This is a genomic window from Micromonospora sp. bgisy143 (assembly GCF_057708145.1).
The window spans coordinates 111,951-127,471 of record NZ_JBYIRN010000007.1 but is presented as its reverse complement, the minus strand read 5'-3'; the positions used below and the strand labels follow the sequence as shown (position 1 = coordinate 127,471).

17 protein-coding genes are annotated in these 15,521 nt (G+C 72.0%); 6 read left to right on the top strand and 11 right to left on the bottom strand.

All coding sequences use genetic code 11. From position 1 onward, the window contains the following. Positions 1-67 precede the first annotated feature (67 nt). Positions 68-2,137 carry an APC family permease gene (locus tag AC3EN4_RS11905; RefSeq protein WP_435205974.1) on the bottom strand — a complete coding sequence of 690 codons (2,070 nt, stop codon included), beginning with the start codon at positions 2,135-2,137 and terminating at the stop codon, positions 68-70. A gap of 161 nt (positions 2,138-2,298) precedes the next feature. On the opposite strand from AC3EN4_RS11905, the gene AC3EN4_RS11900 reads away from it, so the two are divergent. Together AC3EN4_RS11900 and AC3EN4_RS11895 are read left to right on the top strand one after the other, a co-directional pair. Beyond that, positions 2,299-2,964: a potassium channel family protein gene (locus AC3EN4_RS11900; protein ID WP_422738957.1), complete on the top strand. Its 666-nt coding sequence runs from the start codon at positions 2,299-2,301 to the stop codon at positions 2,962-2,964. Between the two features lie 3 nt (positions 2,965-2,967). Next, the gene (locus AC3EN4_RS11895; protein WP_355053285.1) at positions 2,968-3,657 is read left to right on the top strand and encodes a potassium channel family protein; all 690 of its coding nucleotides are present in this window, start codon (positions 2,968-2,970) and stop codon (positions 3,655-3,657) included. Between the two features lie 28 nt (positions 3,658-3,685). Here AC3EN4_RS11895 and AC3EN4_RS11890 read toward each other — a convergent pair whose 3' ends face one another. From AC3EN4_RS11890 to dut, 4 genes are all read right to left on the bottom strand, one after another. Then, positions 3,686-4,369, bottom strand: a complete 684-nt coding sequence (locus AC3EN4_RS11890; RefSeq protein WP_435205973.1) for a DUF3159 domain-containing protein — start codon at positions 4,367-4,369, stop codon at positions 3,686-3,688. Positions 4,370-4,394: 25 nt separating this feature from the next. Continuing rightward, positions 4,395-4,775, bottom strand: coding sequence for an OB-fold nucleic acid binding domain-containing protein (locus AC3EN4_RS11885; protein ID WP_422738955.1), 381 nt, complete (start codon positions 4,773-4,775; stop codon positions 4,395-4,397). A 116-nt stretch (positions 4,776-4,891) separates the two neighbouring features. Then, positions 4,892-5,542, bottom strand: a complete 651-nt coding sequence (locus tag AC3EN4_RS11880; protein WP_422738954.1) for a DUF3710 domain-containing protein — start codon at positions 5,540-5,542, stop codon at positions 4,892-4,894. Between the two features lie 25 nt (positions 5,543-5,567). Next, the gene (dut, locus tag AC3EN4_RS11875) at positions 5,568-6,065 is read right to left on the bottom strand and encodes a dUTP diphosphatase (RefSeq protein ID WP_435205972.1); all 498 of its coding nucleotides are present in this window, start codon (positions 6,063-6,065) and stop codon (positions 5,568-5,570) included. 91 nt (positions 6,066-6,156) lie between these two features. On the opposite strand from dut, the gene AC3EN4_RS11870 reads away from it, so the two are divergent. Then, positions 6,157-6,684, top strand: a complete 528-nt coding sequence (locus AC3EN4_RS11870; RefSeq protein ID WP_422738952.1) for a DUF3093 domain-containing protein — start codon at positions 6,157-6,159, stop codon at positions 6,682-6,684. 18 nt (positions 6,685-6,702) lie between these two features. Here AC3EN4_RS11870 and AC3EN4_RS11865 read toward each other — a convergent pair whose 3' ends face one another. Then, positions 6,703-7,500, bottom strand: coding sequence for a hypothetical protein (locus AC3EN4_RS11865; protein ID WP_435205970.1), 798 nt, complete (start codon positions 7,498-7,500; stop codon positions 6,703-6,705). Between the two features lie 120 nt (positions 7,501-7,620). Then, positions 7,621-7,917, bottom strand: a complete 297-nt coding sequence (locus AC3EN4_RS11860; RefSeq protein WP_007075406.1) for a DUF4193 domain-containing protein — start codon at positions 7,915-7,917, stop codon at positions 7,621-7,623. 435 nt (positions 7,918-8,352) lie between these two features. Between AC3EN4_RS11860 and AC3EN4_RS11855 the strand changes: the two genes are divergently transcribed. Next, complete coding sequence (locus tag AC3EN4_RS11855) at positions 8,353-8,871, top strand: LytR C-terminal domain-containing protein (protein WP_422740613.1); 519 nt, start codon at positions 8,353-8,355, stop codon at positions 8,869-8,871. A gap of 28 nt (positions 8,872-8,899) precedes the next feature. On the opposite strand, the gene AC3EN4_RS11850 is transcribed toward AC3EN4_RS11855, so the two are convergent. Beyond that, positions 8,900-9,721, bottom strand: coding sequence for an inositol monophosphatase family protein (locus tag AC3EN4_RS11850; RefSeq protein ID WP_435205968.1), 822 nt, complete (start codon positions 9,719-9,721; stop codon positions 8,900-8,902). Positions 9,722-10,011: 290 nt separating this feature from the next. On the opposite strand from AC3EN4_RS11850, the gene AC3EN4_RS11845 reads away from it, so the two are divergent. After that, the gene (locus AC3EN4_RS11845; protein WP_435205967.1) at positions 10,012-11,637 is read left to right on the top strand and encodes an RNA polymerase sigma factor; all 1,626 of its coding nucleotides are present in this window, start codon (positions 10,012-10,014) and stop codon (positions 11,635-11,637) included. Positions 11,638-11,882: 245 nt separating this feature from the next. Then, positions 11,883-12,116: a DUF7455 domain-containing protein gene (locus tag AC3EN4_RS11840; RefSeq protein ID WP_355234582.1), complete on the top strand. Its 234-nt coding sequence runs from the start codon at positions 11,883-11,885 to the stop codon at positions 12,114-12,116. 572 nt (positions 12,117-12,688) lie between these two features. Here the strand turns inward: AC3EN4_RS11840 and AC3EN4_RS11835 are convergent. The 3 genes from AC3EN4_RS11835 to AC3EN4_RS11825 form a co-directional block, all read right to left on the bottom strand. Further along, entirely contained in the window at positions 12,689-14,422 is a 1,734-nt protein-coding gene (locus tag AC3EN4_RS11835) for a DEAD/DEAH box helicase (RefSeq protein WP_422738948.1), read from the bottom strand. A 165-nt stretch (positions 14,423-14,587) separates the two neighbouring features. Continuing rightward, complete coding sequence (locus AC3EN4_RS11830; RefSeq protein ID WP_435205966.1) at positions 14,588-15,229, bottom strand: trimeric intracellular cation channel family protein; 642 nt, start codon at positions 15,227-15,229, stop codon at positions 14,588-14,590. A 40-nt stretch (positions 15,230-15,269) separates the two neighbouring features. Next, on the bottom strand, positions 15,270-15,488 hold the full coding sequence (locus AC3EN4_RS11825; protein WP_278151181.1) for a DUF3039 domain-containing protein: 219 nt from the start codon (positions 15,486-15,488) through the stop codon (positions 15,270-15,272). Positions 15,489-15,521 lie beyond the last annotated feature (33 nt).

Below are 15,521 nucleotides of genomic sequence, written 5' to 3'. Positions count from 1 at the left end.
CCGCTCGGCCGTCGAAGCCGAGGCCGTGGCCGATGCCGAGGCCCCAGTCGCACCCGCGGTCGTACGCTCAGTCACGGCCGTCTCCCACCGTCTCGCCGCCCGTCGGTACGGCCTCGCCGGGCGCCGGCGCGGTCACCTCCGCCGGCACGGTGCCCCGGGGTCCGCGCGCCGGCGTGTTGGACAGCGTGGCGTCCAGCCGGTCCAGGTTCTTGCTGGCGGTCGAGGCGAGCTGCCACGGCACGCTGACCACCATCACCCCCGGCTCGAAGAGCAGCCGGCCCTTGAGGCGCAGCGCGCTCTGGTTGTGCAGCAGGTTCTCCCACCAGCGCCCCACCACGTACTCGGGGATGAAGACGGTGACCACGTCGCGCGGCGACGTACGGCGGGTGGAGGCGACGAAGTCGAGGATGGGCCGGGTGATCTCCCGGTACGGCGAGTCGACCACGGTGAGCGGGATCGCCATCTCCCGCCGTTCCCACTCGGCCTGCAGGTCGCGGGTGTCCTTCTCGTCCACGTTCACGGTCACCGCGGTCAGCGTGTCCGGGCGGGTGGCCCGGGCGTACGCGACGGCCCGCAGCGTCGGCTGGTGCAGCTTGCTGACCAGCACGATCGCGTGGTTGCGGGCGGGCAGCACGGCCCGGCCCTCGTCCGGCGGGGTCAGCTCGGCGGCGACCCGGTCGTAGTGCCGGTGGATGGCCAGCATCAGCGCGTAGATCACCGCCATCGCCGCGATCGCGATCCAGGCCCCGAGCAGGAACTTGGTGATCAGGACGATCACCAGCACCGTGCCGGTCAGGCCCATGCCGAACGTGTTGATGGCCCGGGAGCGGTGCATCCGCTTGCGGGCCTCCGGGTCCCGCTCGGTACGCAGCCGCCGGTTCCAGTGCCGGATCATGCCGGCCTGGGAGACGGTGAACGAGACGAACACGCCGACGATGTAGAGCTGGATGAGCCGGGTCACCTCGGCCTGGAACCCGACGATCAACACGATCGCGAAGAGGGCCAGGAAGGTGATGCCGTTGGAGAAGGCCAGCCGGTCACCCCGGGTGTGGAACTGGCGGGGCAGGTAGCGGTCCTGGGCGAGAATCGAGCCGAGCACCGGGAAGCCGTTGAACGCGGTGTTCGCGGCCAGGAAGAGGATGAGCGCGGTCATCCCGGCCACCACGTAGAGCAGGATCGAGCCGGAGCCGAAGACCGTCTCGCCGAGCTGGGTGGTGACCGTCTTCTGCACGTACCCCTCGGGGCCCGAGACGATCTGCAGGGCCGGGTCCTCGACGAACTGCAGGTGGGTCAGCCGGGCCAGCCAGATGATCCCGACGAGCAGGCTGACCGCGATCGCGCCCAGCAGCAGCAGCGTGGTGGCGGCGTTGCGGCTCTTCGGCGCCTTGAACGCGGGCACGCCGTTGGAGATCGCCTCGACGCCGGTGAGCGCGGCGGCACCCGAGCTGAACGTCCGCAGCAGCAGGAAGACCAGCGCGAAGCCGGTCACGCTGTGCTCGGCCTGGATGACCAGGTCTGCGCTGGGCGCGCGGAGGTCGTCGCCCAGCACGAAGACGCGGAACAGCCCGGTGAGCAGCATTCCGCCCATCACGATCACGAAGCCGTAGGTGGGGATCGCGAACGCGGTACCGGACTCGCGCAGCCCGCGCAGGTTGACCGCGGTCAGCAGGATCACCGCGAGGACGGCGATCATGACCTTGTGGGTGGCCACGAACGGGACCACCGAGCCGAGGTTGGCCACCCCGGAGGAGACGGACACGGCCACCGTGAGCACGTAGTCGACCAGCAGGGCGCTGGCCACCCCGATGCCGAACTTGGGGCCGAGGTTGACCGTGGCCACCTCGTAGTCGCCGCCGCCGGAGGGGTAGGCGTGCACGTTCTGCCGGTAGCTGGCCACCACCGTGAGCATCACCACGACGACCGCGAAGGCGATCCACGGGGAGAACACGAACGCCGACGCCCCGGCGATCGACAGGGTCAGCAGGATCTCGTCGGGCGCGTACGCGACGCTGGACAGCGCGTCGGAGGCGAACACGGGCAGCGCGATGCGCTTCGGCAGGAGGGTGTGCTGCAGGCGGTCGGACCGGAACGGTCGACCGAGGAGCAGCCGCTTCAGCAGCGAGGTGGGACTGGCCACGAACGCCAAGAGTACGACCACCACGGTGCGAACGCCGGGGTGGGCGATCACCACCGGTCGAACCGACGGGGTACGGTCGGTCCCGCTGTGGAGCCGGACGTGGCAGGCTCGGACCCGGAGCAACCGGCAGCGGCAGCGGTACGCACCTTGGGAGGGACAGCGTGCACGTCGTGATCATGGGGTGTGGTCGGGTCGGATCGACCCTCGCCCACAGCCTGGAGTCCCGGGGGCACTCGGTGGCGGTGATCGACCAGGACGCCGACGCCTTCCGCCGGCTCGGCCCCGACTTCGCCGGCATCACCGTGACCGGGGCGGGCTTCGACGGCGAGGTGCTGCGCCAGGCCGGTATCGAGCGGGCGGACGCCTTCGCGGCCGTCTCCAGCGGCGACAACTCCAACATCATCTCGGCGCGGTTGGCCCGCGAGACGTTCGGCGTGTCCCGGGTCGCGGCCCGGATCTACGACCAGCGCCGGGCGCAGGTGTACGAACGTCTCGGCATCCCCACCGTGGCGACGGTGCGCTGGACGGCCGACCGGATGCTCCGACACCTCGTACCCGAGGGCAACGTGGAGATCTTCCGTGACCCGACCAGCACCGTGTCGATCGTCGAGGTCCCGGTGCACCGGGAGTGGATCGGTCGCCCGGTGCACGCGCTGGAGGAGGCGTCGGGCGCGCGGGTGGCCTACCTGATCCGCTTCGGCATCGGCACGCTGCCCACCGCGTCCACCCTCGTACAGGAGGGTGACCAGGTGTTCATGCTGGTCAGCGACGACATCGTGGCGACGGTCACGGCGGTGGCGGCGACGCCACCGGAAGGAGGGCACTGAGCCATGCGGATCGCCATCGCCGGCGCCGGCAACGTGGGCCGTTCGATCGCCCAGGAGCTGATCGAGAACGGCCACCAGGTGATGCTGATCGAGCGTCAACCGAAGATGCTCCGACCGGACCGGGTGCCCGCCGCCGAGTGGGTGCTCGCGGACGCGTGTGAGGTGGCCAGCCTGGAGGAGGCCAACGTCGCCGGTTGCGACGTGGTGGTCGCCGCCACCGGCGACGACAAGACCAACCTGGTGTTGTCGCTGCTGGCCAAGACCGAGTTCGCGGTGCCCCGCGTGGTCGCCCGGGTGAACCGGGCGGAGAACGAGTGGCTCTTCACCGAGCAGTGGGGCGTCGACGTCGCGGTGAGCAAGCCCCGGGTGATGGCGGCCCTGGTCGAGGAGGCGGTCACCGTCGGCGACCTGGTCCGGTTGATGACCTTCCGGCAGGGCGAGGCCAACCTGGTCGAGATCACCCTGCCGCCGACCGCCCCGTACGTCGGTCAGCCGCTGCACGCGGTGCCGCTGCCCCGCGACTCCGCGCTGGTGGCGATCCTGCGCGGCAAGCGGGTCCTGGTGCCCAGCCCGGACGACCCCATCGAGGCCGGCGACGAGCTGATCTTCGTCTGCACGGCCGAGGTGGAGGACGACGTGCGCGCGGTCATCCTCGGTCCCGACAGCGTCGAGCGGACCCGCGGCTCCCGCTGAACCCCTTCGGTGCGCCCGGCGCGGGCGGTCAGGCGCCGGGCAGCGGGGTGGGCTGCGGCTCCCGGGTGACCCGGCGCACCGTCCAGACGGTGATCAACAGCAGCAGCGCGTACGGCGGGTAGCCCAGGGCCAGCCGGGCCACGCCCAGCGCGGTGTCCTGGTGGGCTAAGTAAAGCCCGGCCTGCACGCCCACCTTGGCCAGCCACACCACGCCCCAGAGCACGGTCAGCTGGGTGAAGGTACGCACCAGCTTCGGGTCGGCCCGCCACTCGGAGCGGCCCTTGGCGACCAGCACCGACCAGATCCACCCGACGAGGGGCTGCCGGACGGCCGCCGAGATCAGCAGTGCCACGCCGTAGCCGATGCCGTAGAGGATGCCGGGCAGGTAGAAATCCCGCTCGTTGCCGGTACGCCACGCGATGGCGGCGCCGATGCCGACGCCGAACAGCCCGTTGACCGCGTGCCGCACCGGCCGACGCTGGGCCAGCCGCAACCCGGCGATCAGCAGCGCGACGGCCACCGACGCGATCACGGCGGGCCGCAGGTCACCGATGATGTTGGCGAGCACGAAGACGACCACCGGGATGCTGGACTCGACCAGCCCGCGCCAGCCGCCGAGCTGGTCGGCCATCTGCTCGGCGATCGTCGGCAGCGCCTCGTCGTCGCCCGGCGGAGTCTCCGGCTGTGCCGCCCGGTCCTGTCCCGTCGTCATGACCGGCCTTCCGTTTCCGGCGCCGTCACTTCGGCGAGTCCAGCTCGTAGTAAGGGTTGTAGATGACCTTGCGGTCGTCGCGCATCGCCACCCGGCCACGCGCGGTCAGGTGCCGCCCCGGCTCGATCCCGGAGATGTGCCGCCGGCCCAGCCAGACCAGGGTGACCACGTCGCTGCCGTCGTACAGGTCGGCTTCGAGGGTGGGCAGGTTGGTGCGCGGCGTGTAGACGACGGTGCGCAGCCGACCGGCGACCGAGACCAGTTGGCCCCGGGAGCACTGCTGGGCCAGCACGCCACCGCACTCGGCGCTCTCCTGCCGCAACTCCTGCGCGTCGATTTCGGCCTCGCTGGCGGTGAACCGGTGCAGGATGCGCCGCAGCGACACCTTGCTCTCGTCGGTCGTCATGACCTCCGCGTCACCCTCTCCACGCTCGCCGGGACCGGCCCGGCTCCGGCAACGCCGGAACCGTCCCGCCAGCGTACGCCGACGGGGCCGGTTCCGGCGGGCCGGGACGCGGTCGGTCAGACCTGGCGGGGGGCCTCGGAGGAGTCCCCGGCCTGGTCGGCGATCTCGCGGGGCAGGCGCAGCGGCAGCGGTTCCCGGACCGGCTTCGCCTCCTGGCCACGGTCGACCACCAGGCCCTCCAGGCACTCGGCGAGCGGGCCCGAGCTGGCCGGGTCGAGGGCCGCCGGGCCCTGGAAGACGCCGCGGACCATCCAGCGCGGCCCGTCGACGCCGACGAACCGCAGGTTGGTCGGGCCGTCCGGGGTCCGCACCTGGGCGTGCAGCTCCGGGCCGTACTCGCCGGCGACCTCCTGCGCGGAGGCGCCGTCGCGCAGCAGCGACTGCCGGATCTCCTCGCGCACCTCGTCCCAGATCCCCTCGGACCGGGGGGCCGCGAAGACGCCGAGCTGCAACGCGTTGTCCCCGTGCACCAGCACAACCTGCTGGATCACACCCTGCGGGTCGGCCTGCACCCGCACCTCCACCTCGGCGATCGCCGGGATGTGCAGGCTGCCCAGGTCGAGCCGCTGTACCTCGTCGTCGACCTCGGAGATGTCGTACGGCCCGCGCACCAGCGCCGGCGCCGCGGCGCCCTCGTCGAGGACCTCGGTGGCCCGCTCGTCGCGGGTGTGCCGCCCGGCATCGGCCCGCTTTCGGGAGAAGATCACTGCGCCCACCCTCCGCTGTTCACGATCACCCTGCCACTTCTTCCGTCTGCCCGCCGACCGGTGACGGCACCAGCTGAGCGTGCCCGCCGGTCGAGCCGTGCCCGCCGGCGCCCCGCGCGGACCCGGGCAGCTCGGCCACCGGCTCGAACCGCGCCCGCGCCACCCGTTGGACCACGAGCTGGGCGATCCGGTCGCCGCGAGAGATCTTCGCGGGCGTGTCCCGATCATGGTTGATCAGGTTGACCATGATCTCACCCCGGTAGCCGGCGTCGACCGTACCGGGCGCGTTGAGCACCGTCACGCCGAGCCTGGCTGCCAGGCCGGAGCGGGGATGGACCAGACCCACGTAACCGTCCGGCAGGGCGATGGCCACGCCGGTGGGCACCAGGGCCCGACCGCCGGGCGGCAGCTCCACGTCCGCGGCGGCCACCAGGTCGGCCCCGGCATCGCCGGGATGGGCGTACGTGGGCAGCGGCAGCTCGGCATCGAGCAGCCGCACGGGCACGGGTACGACGTCGGTCACGGGTCCCCTCTTCGGTCCGGTTGTCTCCGGTGACCCTGCCATCCTGCCGGTTGGCCGGCCTGTCGTGCGCCGTACCCTCGCAGGAGTGAGCATGTCGCCCTCCCCGTCCGCCGATCGGTCGGCGGTTCCGGCCCGCCCGGCGTACGCCGAACGGCTGGACCTGCCCTGGTGGCTGTGGCTGACCAGCCTGGTGGCCGCCGGGCTGCTGGCCGTCGAGATCTGGATGGGTGGCTCCGGCGCCCGGGCTTGGGTGCCCTTCGCGGTGCTGTTGCCGGTCACCGCCGCCGGGCTGTGGTGGCTGGGCCGGATCCGGGTGGCGGTCGTCGACGGTGAGCTGCGGGTGGACGACGCCCGGCTGCCGGCGCGCTTCGTGGCCGACGTGGTCCCGTTGGACGCCGCCGGTCGTCGTGAGGTGCTGGGTGTCGGCGCGGACCCGCTCGCCTTCGTGGTGCAGCGGCCCTGGATCGGCGGTGCCGTGCAGGTGGTGCTCGACGACCCGGCCGACCCGACCCCGTTCTGGGTGGTGAGCAGCAGGCGTCCGGTCGAGCTGGCCGAGGCGCTGCTGGCCGCGCGGGACGCCGCCCGGCCCGCCGACTCCACGGCCGGCGAACCGGGCTGACCGGCGCTCGGCGCCCGCTCAGGTGCCCGTGGGCGGGCCAGGGAGTGCCGGCGGTGGCGCCGGCCGGGCGATGCCGCGCCGGCGCAGGTCCGCCTGGAGCTGGTCGGCCATCTGGCGGGTGGCCCGGCGGTTCAGGAAACTGGCCACCGCCGCGCCGGTGAGGAACGGCCCGAGGGTGGTGAGGTTGCGCCCGAAGCGGCGCAGCAGCATGTCCCGCATCTCCTTGCGGGCGGCGGTGCCGAGCACCGCGCCGACGCCAACGCCGGGCACCATCGGGTTGACCCCGCGCTGGGTGGCCCAGGAGTGCACCAGGGCCACCGCCCGCTGGCCGCCGGCGCCGGGCAGCGACACGCCGTGGATCTCGTGCAGCTCACCGATCAGTTTCAGCTCCACCGCCACGACGGCGACGGTCTCGGCGGCGAGCAGCACCGGCGCGGAGAGCAGTGTGGGCGCGACCGTCCACTCGACGGCGGCGACTCCGCCACCGGCCGCGCCGATCCCGGCCGTGGTGCGGGAGGCGTTGCGGATCAGACGCTCGGCCAGTGCGGCGTCGTCCAGGCCGGGAAAGTGCCGACGCAGGGTGGCCAGGTCGCGCACCGGCACGTGCGGGGCGATCTCGGCCACCGTGTCGACCATCCAGCGCACGGCGGCACGGGGCTTGAACAGGTCGGCGACGCCCCGGCTGCGGGCCTGGGACACCATCCGGGTGAGTAGTTGGCGTCGCCGGGCCGGCGCGATGTCGTCCTCGGTCAACGCCGCGACGGTGGCACCGAGGTCGTCCGCGCCGCCGTCGGTGGTGTCGCCTCGATCGCTCATGGGTGGAACCTCCCGGTGCTGTGGCTACCCGCTACGAGTCAAGCAGGTACCCACCGGCGTCGCACGCCTACACCGGTAGCGGCGGCCCCGATCAGGAGGCCGCCGCCGGTGTCGTGCGTGTCAGACGCACTCTCGGCAGATCAGCTCGCCGTTGCGCTCGACCGCCAGCTGGCTGCGATGGTGGACCAGGAAGCAGCGGGCACACCGGAACTCGTCCTGCTGCATCGGTAGCACCTTGACAGTGAGCTCCTCGTCGGCCAGGTCGGCACCGGGCAGCTCGAAGCTCTCGGCGACCTCGGCCTCGTCGACGTCCACCGCGCCCGACTGTGAGTCGACGCGTCGGGCCTTGAGCTCTTCCAGGCTGTCCTCGCCGAGGTCGACCTCGTCGCGACGCGGGGCGTCGTAGTCGGTGGCCATCGGATGTCACTCTCCCATATCGATGTTGTCGCTTCCGGTTGTAACGCCGGACGACGCTGTTTCGGTTCCGCTGGCCGGCAACCACTTGTGTCGGGCACCCGACCCACGGGACCGTACGGGTCGGGACCGCTGGGGCCACTCCCCTGCGAGCGCGGAACCTTACCCCCCCTTGGGCGAGGCATGTATACCGCCCTTGCGGCTGAGTTGTACGCCCCCGCACGCGAAGTTGTTCCCAATGTGATTCAGGCGACACGAAGATAGGGGTAGTAGTACCCGGTTCACGGTCGGCGCGCCGGCATGTCGGACTGTTTCCACGCGACGGCCGGACAACCGTTAACCTCAGCGGCGTATTCGACGGCCGGCGGTCAGTGCGATCGTTGGCGGCCGCCACCACCCACCTCAGGTCCGGGGAGCACCCAGATGAGTTTTGCGCGAGTGCGAGCACTCGTCGTCGTCGGCCTGCTGGGGGTCCTGGCGCTGGCGTTCGTGATCACCGCGATCGTCCGGGACAGCCAGGGCGAGGCCGGCGCGGCGGGCGGCTGCCCGGACGGTTGGCCGCTGGCCGACGTCACGCTGCACGAGCCCAAGGACGTCAAGATCAACGTCTTGAACGGGACCGACGAGCCGGGCCGGGCGGGCACCGTCGCCGACGACTTCCGCAACCGGAAGTTCCAGGTCAAGAAGGTCGGCAACGCGCCCAAGGGCATCGACGACGTCGCCGTGCTGAAGTTCGGCCCCAAGGGTGTCAGCTCCGCCCACCTGCTGAAGGCGTACTTCCTGAACAACGCCGAGCCGGTCTACGACGAGAAGCGCACCGACGACACGGTGGACGTGGTGCTGGGCAACGGCTTCCAGCAGCTCGCCACCACCACCGAGGTCAACCAGTCCCTCGGCGACCTGGGTCCGCCGGTCGCGCCGGCCGGCTCCTGCCCGTCCCCCGCCCCCAAGAAGTGACGGCCTGACCGGCGGCCCCCGACCGAAGTCAGGGGCCGCCGGAGGCATCCAGGGCGGCCAGCCGGTCGTGCAGCCCGGCGAAGAGCGCCGGCGGGGCCGCGATGACCAGGTCCGGGCCGGCCGGGTGACCGGCCAGGCCGGCGACCCGGGCGCCCGCCTCGGCGGCGATCAGGCCGCCGGCGGCCTGGTCCCAGGCCGACAGCCCCTTCTCGAAGTACGCGTCCAGTCGCCCCTCCGCGACCAGGCAGAGGTCCAGCGCGGCGGCGCCGAGGCGGCGGATGTCGCGTACCGAGGCGATCAGCCCGGCCACCACCGACGCCTGGTGCGCCCGTCGGCCGGCGTCGTAGCCGAAGCCGGTGCCGACCAGCGCCTGCCCCAGGTCGGTCTCGCCCGAACAGCGCAGCCGGACGCCGTCCCGCCACGCCCCGCCGCCGGCCGTGGCGGTCCACTCCTCACCGGTGTGCACGTTGCGCACCACGCCGGCCACCACCACCCCGTCGACCTCGGCGGCCAGCGACACCGCGCAGTACGGCAACCCGTAGAGGTAGTTCACGGTGCCGTCGATCGGGTCGACGATCCACCGCACCCCGCCCGGCGCCACCGGACCGGCCTGGGTCGTGCCGTACTCCTCGCCCAGGACCGCGTCCCCCGGTCGCAGCCGGCGCAGCGCGTCGAGAACCTGGCGCTCGACGGCCCGGTCCGCGGCCGTGACCACGTCGGTGACCGTGCTCTTGGTGGCCGCCACGGAGACGCCCTCGACCCGCATCCGGTACGCGGTCGCCGCGGCGTCCCGCGCCACCTCGATCGCGATGGTCAACAATTCCCGCGGTGGCGGTGCCGAACGGTCCATTCCAGGGTCCCCTTCCGGCACGACCGGGGCGTTGCGGGCCGTGCGCGAGTATCATCCTTACAAAGTCCACATCTGCGCCGAATCGGCGGTCCCGCCGCCGTTACGCCGTGCGGCGCAGGATGATCGCCGCAGACGGCGTTACAATTCACCCCTGCCCACGCGCCACGGACCGCCGAGACCCCGGCCGGTCCGGGACACGGGGGTCCCTCAACCACATCGCCCGGCCCGGTTGACCCACGCCGTGCCGGACGACCCGGCCGTGCCCGCTCTTCGCCTCCGGAAGGTCATTCGTGACAGAACCCCGCCAGCCCGGCGCCGACGTTCGCTCGCTCACCGACACTCTGATCGCCCACGCGCAGAGCGCTGGCGGTCAGCTCACGTCGGCTCAGCTCGCGCGCACCGTCGAGACCGCCGAGGTGACTCCGGCCCAGGCCAAGAAGATCCTGCGGGCGCTCTCCGAGGCGGGAGTGACCGTGGTGGTGGACGGCTCGGCGAGTACCCGCCGCCGGGTCGCCGCGGCTCGCTCGACGACCCCCGCGTCCCGAGCCACCACCGCCAAGACGACCAAGAAGGCCGCCGCGCCCGCCCCGAAGCAGGCGCCCGCCTCCGACGAGGCGCAGCCGGCGCCGGCCCCGCGCAAGGTGGCCGCCCGCAAGGCCGCCGGCAGCACCGCCGGAGTCGCCGCCGCCGCGGCCGCCCCGGCCAAGGCGACCAAGTCCACCCGCGCCACCAAGGCGACGGTGGCCGCGGCGGCCGGCGCCAAGCCGGTCAAGGCCGCCGGCAAGGCCAAGGGCGAGGGGGCCGACGGCGCCGAGGGTGAGATCGACCCGGAGGAGCTGGCCGCCACCATCGAGGACGTGGTGGTCGAGGAGCCGGCCGAGCTGGCCCAGGCCGCCGAGACCGACGCCGCCGCGTCGGCCACCGACAATGACTTCGAGTGGGACGACGAGGAGTCCGAGGCGCTCAAGCAGGCCCGGCGCGACGCCGAGCTGACCGCCTCCGCCGACTCCGTCCGGGCGTACCTGAAGCAGATCGGCAAGGTCCCGCTGCTCAACGCCGAGCAGGAGGTGGAGCTGGCCAAGCGGATCGAGGCCGGGCTCTACGCCGCCGAGCAGCTGCGCGCGGCCGACGAGGGCGAGGAGAAGCTCGCCCGGGAGATGGTCCGCGACCTGGGCTGGATCTCCCGCGACGGCGAGCGCGCCAAGAACCACCTGCTCGAGGCGAACCTCCGTCTCGTCGTGTCCCTCGCCAAGCGGTACACGGGGCGCGGGATGGCCTTCCTCGACCTGATCCAGGAGGGCAACCTCGGTCTCATCCGGGCGGTCGAGAAGTTCGACTACACCAAGGGTTACAAGTTCTCCACGTACGCCACCTGGTGGATCCGGCAGGCCATCACCCGCGCCATGGCCGACCAGGCCCGCACCATCCGCATCCCGGTGCACATGGTCGAGGTCATCAACAAGCTCGGCCGCATACAGCGCGAGCTGCTCCAGGACCTGGGCCGCGAGCCCACCCCGGAGGAGCTGGCCAAGGAGATGGACATCACACCCGAGAAGGTGCTGGAGATCCAGCAGTACGCTCGGGAGCCCATCTCGCTGGACCAGACCATCGGCGACGAGGGCGACAGCCAGCTCGGTGACTTCATCGAGGATTCCGAGGCCGTGGTCGCCGTCGACGCCGTCTCGTTCTCGCTCCTGCAGGACCAGCTCCAGCAGGTGCTGCAGACGCTCTCCGAGCGGGAGGCGGGCGTCGTACGGCTGCGCTTCGGCCTGACCGACGGTCAGCCGCGGACGCTTGACGAGATCGGTCAGGTCTACGGGGTGACCCGGGAGCGGATCCGGCAGATCGAGTCCAAGACGATGTCCAAGCTGCGGCACCCGTCCCGGTCGCAGGTTCTTCGGGATTACCTGGACTGAGCCTGTTTCGTCAACCGAACGTGTCGTTTTGACCACCTGGCGTGCAACGCCAGTTGGTGATCGTCCGGATGCACGAATGTGATCGTTGACGTGGCACCCTGGGTTCACGGCACACTGTCCCTGCCATGTGTGACCTCGGTCCCCCGCGGGCACACAGGGAAGGCAAGGCCCAGCACGGGTGTTGCACGATAGGTGAGCAACGACCGAAGAGATTGTTCATCGGTGACGACCAGAGGAGGAAGGCGATGACCCCGACCCTCACGCCGCCGCCCGAGACGGTGGCTCCCCCAGCCGCCGATGAACGGTGCGACCGCTGCAATGCTGCCGGCAAGCTCCGGATCACTCTCTCGGGTGGGAGCGAGCTGGTGTTCTGTGGGCACCACGCGAACAAGTACGCGGAGGATCTCGTGAAGATCACCGTTCGGTTCGCGACGGACCCCGAGTTCAGCTGGCGTGGCGCCGATCTGATGGCGAACTGAGTCCGCAACCCGACATAGCCGGCCGGAGGTACCCGAGAGGGTGCCTCCGGTCGGCTTTTTCCTGTCTGGCCCCGCCGAGCGCCCGGCAAGATCTGCGCAACTTCAGGGATGTTGTCGGTTCCGACGCGCGAGAGGCAGCAACATCCCCGAAGTTGCCCAGATCTTGAGCGCCCCGCGCCCTTCCGCGTCCCTCGGTGCCGTCCGTGTCCCCCTGCACCGCCCTGCGCCCTCCGCGCCGCGCAGCCCCGCACCCGCACCCGCACCCGCACCCGCACCCGCACCCGCAAGATCGTGCTCGAACCAGGATTTAGTGGCCTCATAGACGCGCTGACACCACTAAATCAATGATCGAGCGTGATCTTGGTGCGGCGCGCAACACGAGCAGAGCCGCTCGGCACCGACATGGGTGCTTGTGGTGCTCACGTTGCCGAGGGTGCCCAGGGCGCTCGGCGGTCCGGTGGCGGAGGGACGCCCCGGGTCATCGGGTCCGTGTGCCTGGAGTGCGGCTGGTGCCCGGGTACGTCGGGGCCTGAGTGCTGAGGTCGTTCGTCCCGTGCCTGGGGTACGTGGGGTCAGAGGGTCTGCACGGTGGCGATGCGTTCCTCTAGCTGCTCGATGGTGGCCTGGGCGCTCGGCGGCCCGCCGCAGAGCCGGCGCAGCTCGGCGTGGATCTTGCCGTGCGGCTGGCCGGTGCGGTGGTGCCGGGCGGCCACCAGGGCGTTGAGTTGGCGGCGGAGCGCCACACGGCGCTGGGCGGCACTCATGGGTACCGGCGGCGCCGCTGAGGGCGCAGCGGCCGGCTGAGCGGCCCGCTCGGCGGTACGGCGGCGCTGGGCGGCGAGTTGGTCGGCCTGCCGCTTGGTGAGCAGCAGGGAGACCTGGTCGGCGGTGAGCAGACCGGGCAGGCCGAGGTACTCCTCCTCCTCGGGCGTACCGGCCTGGGCGGCGGTCCCGAAGGACGCGCCGTCGAAGATCACCTGGTCCAGTTCGGCGGTCGCCGAGAGCGCGGCGAACCGCTTCTCCAACTCCCCACTGGCCTGGTCGTCGCGCTGGGCGCGCTCCAGCAGGTCGTCGTCGAACCCGTCGGCCTCCTTGGGTTTGCCCAGGACGTGGTCCCGCTCGTTCTCCATCTCACTGGCCAGCCCGAGCAGGTGCGGCACGCTGGGCAGGAAGACCGAGGCGGTCTCGCCGGGGCGACGGGCCCGCACGAACCGGCCGATCGCCTGGGCGAAGTAGAGCGGCGTGCTGGCGCTGGTGGCGTAGACGCCGACGGCGAGCCGGGGGATGTCGACACCCTCGGACACCATCCGCACCGCGACCAGCCACCGCTGGTCGGACGCCGCGAACGTCGCGATCCGCGCGGACGCGCCCTGGTCGTCGGAGAGGACCACGGCGGCCTTCTCACCGGTCACCTGCTCGATCAGCTTGGCGTACGAGCGGGCGGTCTGCTGGTCGGTGGCGATGATCAGGCCACCGGCGTCGGGCATCCCCGCGTTGCGCAGCACGGTGAGCCGGGCGTCGGCGGCCCGCAGCACCTGCGGCATCCAGTCCCCCGCCGGGTCCAGGGCGGTCCGCCACGCCTGCGCCACCAGGTCCTGGGTCATCGGCTCGCCGAGGCGGGCCGCCAGTTCGTCCCCGGCGTTGGTACGCCAGCGGGTCTCCCCCGAATACGCGAGGAAGAGCACCGGCCGGACGACCCCGTCGCGCAGCGCGTCGGCGTAGCCGTACACCGAGTCGGCGCGCGAGCGCAGCAGCCCGTCCCCGCCCCGCTCGTACTCGACGAAGGGGATCGGGTTGTCGTCGGAGCGGAACGGCGTACCGGTGAGCATCAACCGGCGTACGGCCGGCTCGAAGGCGGCCTTGACCCCGTCGCCCCAGGTACGGGAGTCGCCGGCGTGGTGGATCTCGTCGAGGATGACCAGGGTGCGCCGGGTCATCGTGCGGCGCCGGTGTACCTGCGGGGCCATGCCGACCTGGGCGTAGGTGATCACCGCACCGTGGAAGTCGGCGGCGGAGTGCACGTCGGCGTTGCGGAACGCGGCGTCGAGCTGGATGCCCACCCGGGCTGCGGCCTCGGCCCACTGGGTCTTCAGGTGCTCGGTCGGGGCCACCACGGTGACCGCCTCGACGGTGCCGTCGGCCAGCAGCTCGGCGGCGATGCGCAGGGCGAAGGTGGTCTTGCCGGCGCCCGGTGTGGCGACCGCGGTGAAGTCGTCGGTACGACGGCGCAGGTACTCCACCAGGGCCTTGCGCTGCCAGGCACGCAGTGCCGGGAACGTCTCTAGCACCGGTGTCCGGGCTGCCACGCGAAGCTCCTCTCCGACCGCACGAGGGCGGACACCGGGCGAGGGCCACGAGTACCGCCGCCCATGAAAACGCCTCCGCGCAGAAGCTGCCGCGAAGGCCGACTCAGCATAACCAGCGCGCGCCCGTGGGCCCAGGCGACGCCACGCTGGTCACATCCGTGACCCTCACCAGGGCTCGCCGGTGCGCGGTGGCCGCAACGCCGCCACCGGCGCGGACCAGCGGCGACGCATCGCCACCAGGCGCAACCCGAACACCCCGACGGCGGCGGCGATGAGCGGTACCGGGCCGGTCTGGCCGGTCCGGTACAGCAGCGCCACCGCGACCGAGCCGGCCAGCGCGGCCACCGCGTAGATCTCCCGGCGCAGCACCACCGGGATCTCCGCGGTGAGCAGGTCCCGGCCCAGACCGCCGCCGATCGCGGTCAGCATGCCGATCAGGCAGGCGCCGACGGCCGGCACCCGGGCGTCGAGCGCCTTGAGCGTGCCGGTCACGGTGAACAGCGCGAGGCCGGCCGCGTCGAGCACCAGCACGGTGGTGCGCAGCCGGGCGAGTTGCGGGTGCAGCCAGAACACGGCGACCGCGGCGACCGCGGCGGTGGTGGCGTACCGCCAGTCGGCGAAGGCCAGCGGCGGCACCTCGTCGATGGCCAGGTCGCGGAAGATCCCGCCGCCGAGCGCGGCGACGAAGCCGACGAACGCCACACCGAAGAGGTCGAGCCGTTTGGCCACCGCGGCCGAGGCGCCGGAGGCGGCGAACACCGCGACGCCGGTCAGGTCGGCGAGGAGCAGGGCGGTGGAGGTGGTCACCGCCGCAGGCTACGTCGCCGACCGGAGCACCGGCCCGGGTTCACTCGCTGTACGAGTCGTAGATCTCCTTGCACTTGGGGCAGACCGGGGAGCCCGGCTTGGCCGCCTTGGTGACCGGGAAGGTCTCGCCGCAGAGCGCGACCACGAAGGTGCCCATGACGGCACTCTCGGCGATCTTCTCCTTGCGGACGTAGTGGAACATTTCCGGACCGGTGTCGGCGTCCTTCAGCTCCGGACGCTCGAGAACCTCTGTGCTCACGTCTGCACCTCCAACCGACAAGTTTGGCAGGTC

Coding starts and splice junctions, on each gene's coding strand:
- AC3EN4_RS11895 (WP_355053285.1), top strand. CDS start 2,968: ATGCGGATCGCCATCGCCGGCGCCGGCAACGTGGGCCGTTCGATCGCC.
- AC3EN4_RS11890 (WP_435205973.1), bottom strand. CDS start 4,369: ATGACGACGGGACAGGACCGGGCGGCACAGCCGGAGACTCCGCCGGGC.
- AC3EN4_RS11885 (WP_422738955.1), bottom strand. CDS start 4,775: ATGACGACCGACGAGAGCAAGGTGTCGCTGCGGCGCATCCTGCACCGG.
- AC3EN4_RS11870 (WP_422738952.1), top strand. CDS start 6,157: ATGTCGCCCTCCCCGTCCGCCGATCGGTCGGCGGTTCCGGCCCGCCCG.
- AC3EN4_RS11865 (WP_435205970.1), bottom strand. CDS start 7,500: ATGAGCGATCGAGGCGACACCACCGACGGCGGCGCGGACGACCTCGGT.
- AC3EN4_RS11860 (WP_007075406.1), bottom strand. CDS start 7,917: ATGGCCACCGACTACGACGCCCCGCGTCGCGACGAGGTCGACCTCGGC.
- AC3EN4_RS11850 (WP_435205968.1), bottom strand. CDS start 9,721: ATGGACCGTTCGGCACCGCCACCGCGGGAATTGTTGACCATCGCGATC.
- AC3EN4_RS11840 (WP_355234582.1), top strand. CDS start 11,883: ATGACCCCGACCCTCACGCCGCCGCCCGAGACGGTGGCTCCCCCAGCC.